We start from the raw sequence: 1174 nt of genomic DNA, 5'->3' as shown, positions 1-1174 counted from the left end.
ACTTGATGATCTTGGAGACGACGCCGGCGCCGACGGTGCGGCCGCCTTCGCGGATGGCGAAGCGGAGCTTCTCTTCCATCGCGATCGGCGCGATCAGCTCGACCGTGAACTTCAGGTTGTCGCCCGGCATCACCATCTCGGTGCCTTCCGGCAGCTGAACCGTCCCGGTCACGTCCGTCGTCCGGAAGTAGAACTGCGGACGGTAGTTCGCGAAGAACGGCGTGTGACGGCCACCCTCTTCCTTGGTCAGGATGTAGGCCTCGGCCTCGAACACCGTATGCGGCGTCACCGAACCCGGTTTGCACAGCACCTGGCCGCGTTCCACCTGGTCGCGGTCGATGCCGCGCAGCAGCGCGCCGATGTTGTCGCCCGCCTCGCCGCGATCCAGCAGCTTGCGGAACATCTCGACGCCCGTGCAGGTCGTCTTCTTGGTGTCGCGGATGCCGACGATTTCAAGCTCGTCGCCCACGTTCACAACGCCACGCTCGACGCGGCCGGTCACAACGGTCCCGCGGCCCGAGATCGAGAACACGTCCTCGATCGGCATCAGGAACGGCTGGTCGACCGGACGGTCCGGCGTCGGGATGTAGGCGTCGACCGCCGCCATCAGTTCCTTGATCTTGGCCTCGCCGATCTCCGCGTCACGGCCTTCCAGCGCCGCCAGCGCCGAGCCCGCAACGATCGGGATGTCGTCGCCGGGGAAGTCGTAGGAGGACAGAAGTTCGCGCACTTCCATTTCCACGAGCTCCAGCAGCTCGGCGTCATCCACCTGGTCGACCTTGTTCAGGAACACCACCAGCGCGGGCACGCCCACCTGACGCGCCAGCAGGATGTGTTCGCGGGTCTGCGGCATCGGGCCGTCGGCCGCGTTCACCACCAGGATCGCACCGTCCATCTGCGCCGCACCGGTGATCATGTTCTTCACGTAGTCGGCGTGGCCGGGGCAGTCCACGTGCGCGTAGTGGCGCGCGTCGGTCTCGTATTCCACGTGCGCCGTCGAGATCGTGATCCCGCGCGCTTTCTCTTCCGGCGCCGCGTCGATCTGGTCGTAGGCCTTGAAGTCCCCGAAGTACTTCGTGATCGCAGCCGTCAGCGTCGTCTTCCCGTGGTCAACGTGGCCGATCGTGCCGATGTTAACGTGCGGTTTCGTCCGTTCGAACTTTGCCTTACCCAT

At 65.3% G+C, this 1174-nt stretch carries 1 protein-coding gene; it reads right to left on the bottom strand.

Going from position 1 to position 1174, the window contains the following annotated elements:
• Positions 1-1174 (bottom strand): elongation factor Tu (tuf, locus tag C8N38_RS21015; RefSeq protein ID WP_108029041.1); only part of this gene is annotated, 1174 nt, incomplete at both ends.

The organism is Rhodovulum kholense, from assembly GCF_003053725.1.
GTDB lineage: Bacteria > Pseudomonadota > Alphaproteobacteria > Rhodobacterales > Rhodobacteraceae > Rhodovulum > Rhodovulum kholense.
This window is presented reverse-complemented; position numbering and strand designations above follow the sequence as displayed.